The following is a 7,735-nucleotide window of genomic DNA, read 5'->3' as shown; positions in this document are numbered from 1 at the left end:
AAAGTCCAAAGTTAGATGTTGCAGCACGAAGCCAGTTTTTACCCGATTTGATAAGTTTGAAGCGAGTCACGCGATCAGTTTCGCGGAATTCACCTTCGTTACGTCTAAAAAACATATTTACCTCCTAAAAAATATGAGTTATTTCCTAATCTGGAAATTACATTTTATAATATAACACAAGTTGACTAAAAATTGTTCTTTTTTATCTCATTTTCTTCAAAAAAATGTAAGGTTTTCGCAATTCTGAATTTTCTGATTACTATAAACAATTACCCTTATTTTTATGTGCAAACGGTTGAAAACCCCTATTTTATGCTATTCATTTCTATTATTCTCATTTTTAAGCTGACTATCGTTCGGTTTAAAATTATCCAACAATTCCATTTTTGATAAATTGTCACACAATTACAATCAATTGTTTTAGGCGAATTCTTTACATCTGTTAGGCTATTATTGACTATTTTTTAACATTAATCCTAATTAGAGACAGGTCTTCCTTAAATCCTTAAGTCTAAAGTGAAAATGATTTGATTAATTTATAAATAGTCAAGATATATGCTCAGATTTGTCACAAAAAAGAATTACCTTCCGATAATTCTTTTTAGACTATTAACCAAGGGCCATTATAGCATCAATAAAAAGCTTCTTGATGAAATAACCATTGCTAATGAGGTAGGCAGTGTATTGTGCGTTAGCAACCATCTGGGCATACTGCTCCTCGGTACATTCTTGTACACAACGGTCTGCTTCTTCCAGACTCGAAACGACAAAGCCTAGGCCATGTTCTCTGACATAGTCAGCATTTGAAAGATAGTCAGGCACCACAACTGGCAAGCCTGCAGCTAAATAGGTAGAGAGTTTATAGGAAATATTCAACTTATAGTAATCAAGCTCATCTTCAGATTTTTCTGAATTCCCCCAGACAAGACCAAAACCTCCTTTAGAAAGGTCAAACAAGAGCTCCTGTTTATTACGCCAGCCTTCAAGTTGAATTCTGGAATAATCCTTGTCTTCTTCTTTTTCCGCATAGACATGAAGAGGTGTCTCCTGCTGCCAGTTGAGAATGTGGGGGAAACGAGTTGGATTACCAGCAAAGATGAGCTTCTTTTGGAAGCTTGGTTTGTGCAAGTCAAGGTTATGAGGCAAATCCCAAAGTTCCTGGATAATAATCTTTTTGACCGTTAACCCTTCCTCAATGAGTCGATCACGCATTTGTTCTGATGGAACAACGACGACATCACAAAGATTGTACATCTCAATGTAGTTAGGCATGAGGAAATAATTACTAGGAAACATTATAGGTGGAACATCATGGATGAACATCACAAGTTTGGTTTGCACTGCCCTAAATTTATGAATGAGGCTAGTGTCCCAAGCGACACTATTCCACGACGGCGACTGGAAGAAGACAATATCGCCATAGCTCACTCCTGCCACAATACCATCAAGGCGGGAATTTAATTCACCACTTGACTCCTGGCTATTATCGTAGAAATAGATTGCTAATTCATTGGCACCAAGCTCCTTGGCAATCTTCATGGTATCATTTTGGGCAATCAAGGCCACACTACGTGGGGACTGCCCAAATAAATTCGTAAAATGTACACGCATACATACTTCTTTCTATTATATGGTAGGAAGTCCTCTACTTACTTATAAGAAACAATCATAAAAATAAGTAAGAGGATAAAGAGGGCTATGCTGATAGCCAAGGTCAACATTTTTCGAATCGGTTGGCTAGCCCAATAACTTGGTTTACCGATATTACTAGTGGCATCCGTTGAGAAAATCTGCGTTTGACGCGGTTGGATGGTCACTAGGACGATAAGGGCAACCGAAAGAATCACTGCTAGAACCATAAATACTAACATCATAAGACTACCTCAACAAACCAATAAGGGTGAAGATCAAACCGATGATAATAACAAGTCCGAGCATGATTGAAAAGCTCTTGTTAATCTTCTCTCCTCTGGTTTCTTTTTCTTTTGTGATAGGCTTTTGCTTGAGTTCTTCCATACGGCCTTCAACGTCACCGTAGAATAAATCTTTTTTAGACATGATTTCCTCCTAAAAGTGATTGTAAGCGGTCGGCCAACTCAGAAGCAGTCAGAGTATTGGCTTGAGCTTCTTGAGCTTGCATGGCCTCTTGCATGGCTTGATTGTCGCTTAGGACCTGCTTAATCTTGGCAACCATAGCTGGATAGTTCTGACTGGCATAGATATGCTCTGGTGCTGTATAGACAGGTCCATGAGCTGTTTCTGAAAAGGCCAAAATCAATAATTGGTGTTCAAAGGCAGTTCGCGTCGCCTTGTACAATTCATTATGATGGTTAATGTCCAAATAGAGGTCAGACTCTTGATAGAGCTTGTCCAACTGCTTGTGACTAGCATTTGGATGGAGCACAACGTTTGAATAACGCATCATCGAGAGCAATCTTGGTGACATCTCAGTGACTGCCGCAATCTGGAAGGTCACATCAGGGAGTGACTCAACCAAGGCTTCTAAACGCTCAATTTGGTCTGAATTGGTTGCAATAAAGGCATTACGAGGTTTGCCATGATTTTCCTTGAAGTCATAGGCATAGCCAAGTGACAAGACCTTATGTTTTTTATCCTCAGGCACCAGCGTCGAGGCTTTTTCATAAGTCACTTTATCAGGAATGATGATGGCATTGGCTCTGGCTGAATTATCCTCCAAGATACCATTCATATTACCTGGAAGGACATCACCCAGTGGCTCTTGCCAGGCAAGGACATCAGTGGCACCTTTATTTTCCATAGTCCATGAGACGATGAAAGGTGTCGCCAGGCTATTAAAGATAATGTGGTCGATATCACCAAAGACCTGAGCTAGGAAGGCTTTGACAAATTCGGTACGGTTGGCGAAACGACGAAGGGCTTGTCCTGGTAGAGTCAAGAGAATATCACTGGTGAGATGATTTTCCAAGATACGTTCGTCGCCTTCTTTGGTTTGGTAGCTGGTAAAGACTGCCTGACCGTTCTCATCATGAGTGGTTTTGGCAAAGCAGAATCCGTATTTGTTATAGTGGTCCACTTGGCGAATTTTTCCTGACTTGTCTAACCATTCGACACTTTTAACGATACGAGCCTTGCTCCCTTCTGGGAAGGTGATTCGAGCACGTTCTTCGGTAAGATTAGACACACGCGCCATCTGATTATTCCCTGAAATTTCCCAAAAGTCTGGCACAGGAACTTGGTTGAAAAAGCGTGGTTTGCCAGTTTCCTCTTCTGCTTCCACATAATAGGTGAAAGGAGAGAGAGCATCTTGAGGGAGAAAACCATCTGGATTGATGACAACTGTTGTGGCATCATAGCCTGCTACCTGAAGAGAGTAAGCTAGATCCTTACTGGCTTGATTGTAGTAATCACATAAGAATATCATGAGCGTACCTCCTCAAGTAACTGTTTCCAAGCTGCCTTGACTTGACTGGTCAAGAAGGCTTTGGCAAGGTCATAAGATTTTTGACGCATGGCTTCGATATTGTCTTTTTCATAGAGACGGACAATGGCATCCTTATAGGACTTGGTGATGACATCCACAACATGATTTTCAGCGACAGGGAGGAGATAACCATTGACCCCGTCTTCGATAAAGGTTTGATTTCCGTAAGGCACATCAAATCCAATCATCGGAAGACCTGAACCAACCGCCTCCATGAGAGTAAGGCCAAAACCTTCACTGGTTGAAGCTGTTAGGTAGACCTCGTACTGGCTATAAATGTCAGTCAAGTCAGCGTGCCCCATGAGTCGGATATAGTCGCCAGCTTGTGCTTCGACAATAATCTCACGCAACTTGGCATCCATACTACCACTACCGTAGATATCAAAAGTGATATCTGGCAGAGTCTTATGAACCTCGATAACCGCACGAACCAACCAGTCAATGTGTTTTTCCTGAGCCAATCGTGAGGCCGTGATCATTGAGAATGGCTTACGTGGCTTGTCCTGCCCGACCAATTCAGGCAGACTTCCCACTGGAATAGTGTAGATTTTGGGATCGTGGTTGGTGTAGCGACGGAACTGCTCTTGAAGAATTTCCTTCTGACGATCAGTTGCCACGATAAAGAAATCAACCTTGTCCGCATTGGTAAACTGGTACTCGTAATAGTTATTCCAGAGAATATAGTTGCCATCAGTTTGATTGACACTAAAATGCTCAGCGTGAACCACTACACCTAGGCGAGCAGCTTGCGCTTCTTCAAAGACCAACTGGCCAATACCTGTTTCACGGTCCAAGATGACCACATCATCCTTGGTTAGGGCTAGACGTTTGAAGAAATAGCGAAGGAATTCTTGCTTACCATAAAGAACCTGATCAGGAAAACGGTAGATATCCTGATTATTGTCTCCGACAATCATGTCATAGGCTGTAGATCCATCTTCGTTATAAAAACGACGTTGGTAAACCTTGGCTTGATTGTCCTTAGGCGCAAAATACTCACTGCAGTAACGGGTGTAAGAGTAAAAGTCCTTGCGCAAGAGCTTGTCATTGACAAAATAGCTGACTGTTTCCACTGCATCTTCGTCCATCGCACGAAGGTTACATGCTACTACCATATCATCCTGTGGATAATGGTAACGAATGAGGCGACCAGCAACTTCCTTGCGCTCAGGATTGGCAGGTAAGACGGTCTCTATTTCTGCTAGGCTAATGGTCGATGGCGCAATCTTGATATCTGTAAAATAGTTATGAAGCCAGATGATTTCATCGTCTGAAAAACCAATCTTGCTAGTCATATGCTCGATATTATCCCCAAGGATGAGGTCCATAAAGACAAATTTTGCTTCTTGCCCCATTTCCCTGAAAATCTTAGCACGATAGGCCTGAGCATACTCAACACCACTGCTGGCCCAACCTATGCCTAAATTAATGTTATATACTGTCATAATTTCCTTATTTTATGGGAAATGGCTGATGATATCTCCTTTTTTAGTGACTTGCACCTGACTAAGGAGAAGATTACGAACCATATCCTTTCTGATTTGACGTTTCATGGCTTCGAAGCCCTTGTAGGCCTCTTGGTAATATTCGACAATAGGGTTCTTTTGACTGAGTTGCTGGCTACCGATAGCCATTTGGAGTTGTTGCAGATAGTCTACCTGCTCCACCCAGTTGTCATCCACAGCCTTCAGCATGGATAGGCGTTGGAAATACTCGTTAAGTTCCTTGGTTTTCAACTCCTGCTTCTTAGCATCAAGTTCACGATAGGCAAACTGGTAGATGAGTTCCAAGACTTGCTCACGATTGTTGAGGTCTAAATCCTTAGGAATTTCATTGATGCGGAAGCTGATATTACGCAAGATAAAGTGGTAAAGATTTTCCGCTTTTGAGAAATCTTCCTCAGCCATTGCTTGGTCGATGAAATCGTCAAGAACCTCGTCGATAACAGTGTCCAAACCTTGATTGTGGTAGATGAGACGGTCACGTTGAGCATAAATCATCTCACGTTGGATGTTCATACTTTCTGCAAATTCAAGCGTCTGACGACGTGAGGTACGACCAGAACTTTCGCTAGCTTCTTGGGCTTTTTCAACCAATTTATGATACTTGCGACCGGTCAGTTCCTTAGGCTCAATGTGATCATTAATGGCGTATTCTTTGTAGGTACGGTGAACCCATGATGGACCGTATTTCTTAATCACATCGTCTTCAAGTGAGACGAAGAATTTAGACATACCAGGATCTCCCTGACGTCCAGAACGGCCACGAATTTGCAAGTCAATACGTTGACTTTCCATACGTTCCGTACCGATTACGACCAATCCACCCAGTTCAGCTACGCCCTTGCCGAGCTTGATATCTGTTCCACGTCCAGCCATTGAAGTCGCAACTGTCACGGCACCCATTTGTCCTGACTCAGCAATCATCTCAGCCTCTCGAGGTGCATTGTTGGCATTTAGTAGGTTATGAGCAATCCCCTCACGCAAAAGTAAAGAAGAATAAAGCTCTGACATTTCCACCGAACCAACGAAAATCAAGATAGGATTGCCTTTTTCATGATAATGCTTAACATACTCTAAAGAAGCAAAGACCTTCTCTGGCAGAGTCGCATAAATCTTATCTGGATAGTCGATACGTTGTTTCTTACGGTTGGTTGGAATTTGAATGACCTTCATACCATAGGTATCGAGAAATTCTTTTTCCGCAACCTTACCAGTACCAGTCATCCCTGAAATTTTCTTGAATTTTTTAAAGAGACTTTGGTAGGTGATAGAAGCCATGGCTCTGGTTTCTTGTGACAAGGCCACTAATTCCTTGGCTTCGATGGCTTGGTGGAGTCCACCTTGGAGCTTGGTCAATTCCAAGAGACGACCTGTCGATTTATCAAGAAGAACCACTTCAGGCCCTTTCTTACCATCACGAATGATGTAGTCCTTGTCCTTTTTATAGAGCAAGTGGGCACGAAGTGAAAAGAGCAAATGACGGGCAAAGGTACTATTTTCCTCATCGTAGAGGTTGCCGATACCGAGGTAGTTTTCAGCAGCCTTGGCACCCTTAGTGGTCAACCAAACTTCACTTTTTTCCTCTTTGAAGATGTAGTCTTCACCCTCGACCAAGGTGGTCATGAGTGTATCCATCATTCCATAGTAGTTGGACTGAACACGGGGCGCACCAGAAATAATCAAGGGCGTCTGGGCACTATCAAGAAGGACCGAGTCAACCTCATCGACGATAGCATAATTAAAAGGACGCATGTATTTCCCGTCTTGGTTAGAAGCAAGGTTATCAATCAAATAGTCAAAACCTAGACTGGCATTGGTCGTGTAAACGATATCTGATTGATAGATGGCACGCTTTTCAGCTGGTTCCATCTCATTACTGCCTTCCACACAAGGCACACCAATCGTCAAACCTAGGAACTCATAGACCTGACCCATTTCTTCGGCGTCACGGATAGCCAAATATTCATTGGTCGTAACGAGGATAGCCCCTTCACCTGACAAGGCATTAAGGTAGACTGGCATGGTTGCCGTCAAAGTCTTACCCTCACCGGTATTCATCTCAGCGATATGGCCCTGGTGCATGACAATGCCCCCCATGACCTGAACATCATAAGGAAACATGCCTAGCACGCGCTTATCTGCTTCACGAACAACCGCAAAGGCTTCTGGCAGGAGGTCGTCCAAGCTTTCTCCTTGGGCTAAACGCTCCTTAAATTCCTGCGTTTTATTTTTCAACTCAAGGTTGCTCAGACCGGCCATTTCATCGGCTAGGACGTTGATTTCCTTGAGTATCTCCTTAACAGGGAGAATAGGATTCAGTTGTTTAAACATGTTCTTCTCCTGTTTCTTCCAGTTTCAAGCTGTAGAAATCCAGCTCTTTGACCCCAGCACTCAAGAGAGAAATACGATAGGTATAGGCATCATGAGGGTAAATAAAGGTCATGTGGGTACTTTTTTCAATAAGCTGTTTGATTTCATTGTCATAACGGTCCAAAAAGCTGACTTTCAAAAAGACTGAGCCTGTTGGTACAGCTTCGAGATTAGCTGTCAAGTCATAGCTATGCCCCTTTTTCAAAAGTGGGAGGGCAGGCTGGGTACGAGCAGCTTGATAGTTTTGGATGGCCATCCAAGACTGGATTTCCGTTCCTGATGGCACCAAAGGATTGTAAAATTGCACAGAACCATCTTGGCGTTTAACAATTTTTGAGCCATACATGTAGGCTTTGTGGTTTAAGCCCCACAAGATTTCTGATTTCTTGTTTCTGAACAT

The 7,735-nt window shown here is 42.6% G+C and carries 7 protein-coding genes and 1 pseudogene; all 8 read right to left on the bottom strand.

The features are described 5' to 3' along the window. A pseudogene (locus HMPREF2867_RS11790) lies at positions 1-115 on the bottom strand (KxYKxGKxW signal peptide domain-containing protein); the annotation flags it as partial. A 494-nt stretch (positions 116-609) separates the two neighbouring features. Further along, positions 610-1,611 (bottom strand): sugar transferase, encoded by a 1,002-nt coding sequence (locus HMPREF2867_RS08590; RefSeq protein ID WP_002883536.1) that lies wholly within the window; start codon positions 1,609-1,611, stop codon positions 610-612. A gap of 38 nt (positions 1,612-1,649) precedes the next feature. Next, positions 1,650-1,874 (bottom strand): accessory Sec system protein Asp5, encoded by a 225-nt coding sequence (locus HMPREF2867_RS08585; protein ID WP_002883546.1) that lies wholly within the window; start codon positions 1,872-1,874, stop codon positions 1,650-1,652. A 4-nt stretch (positions 1,875-1,878) separates the two neighbouring features. Further along, positions 1,879-2,058, bottom strand: coding sequence for an accessory Sec system protein Asp4 (asp4, locus tag HMPREF2867_RS08580; RefSeq protein ID WP_002883547.1), 180 nt, complete (start codon positions 2,056-2,058; stop codon positions 1,879-1,881). After that, a complete protein-coding gene (gtfB, locus tag HMPREF2867_RS08575) occupies positions 2,051-3,403 on the bottom strand; it encodes an accessory Sec system glycosylation chaperone GtfB (RefSeq protein ID WP_070577092.1) in 1,353 nt (450 codons plus the stop codon). The genes asp4 and gtfB overlap by 8 nt, the downstream gene beginning before the upstream one ends. Next, a complete protein-coding gene (gene gtfA / locus HMPREF2867_RS08570; RefSeq protein ID WP_070577089.1) occupies positions 3,400-4,908 on the bottom strand; it encodes an accessory Sec system glycosyltransferase GtfA in 1,509 nt (502 codons plus the stop codon). Before gtfA ends, gtfB begins: the two co-directional genes overlap by 4 nt. Before the next feature lie 12 nt (positions 4,909-4,920). Next, positions 4,921-7,296, bottom strand: coding sequence for an accessory Sec system translocase SecA2 (gene secA2, locus HMPREF2867_RS08565; protein WP_070577087.1), 2,376 nt, complete (start codon positions 7,294-7,296; stop codon positions 4,921-4,923). Then, on the bottom strand, positions 7,289-7,735 hold the full coding sequence (asp3, locus tag HMPREF2867_RS08560) for an accessory Sec system protein Asp3 (RefSeq protein ID WP_048674049.1): 447 nt from the start codon (positions 7,733-7,735) through the stop codon (positions 7,289-7,291). Before asp3 ends, secA2 begins: the two co-directional genes overlap by 8 nt.

It is taken from the genome of Streptococcus sp. HMSC064H09 (assembly GCF_001812625.1).
Taxonomy (GTDB): Bacteria; Bacillota; Bacilli; order Lactobacillales; family Streptococcaceae; genus Streptococcus.
This window is presented reverse-complemented; position numbering and strand designations above follow the sequence as displayed.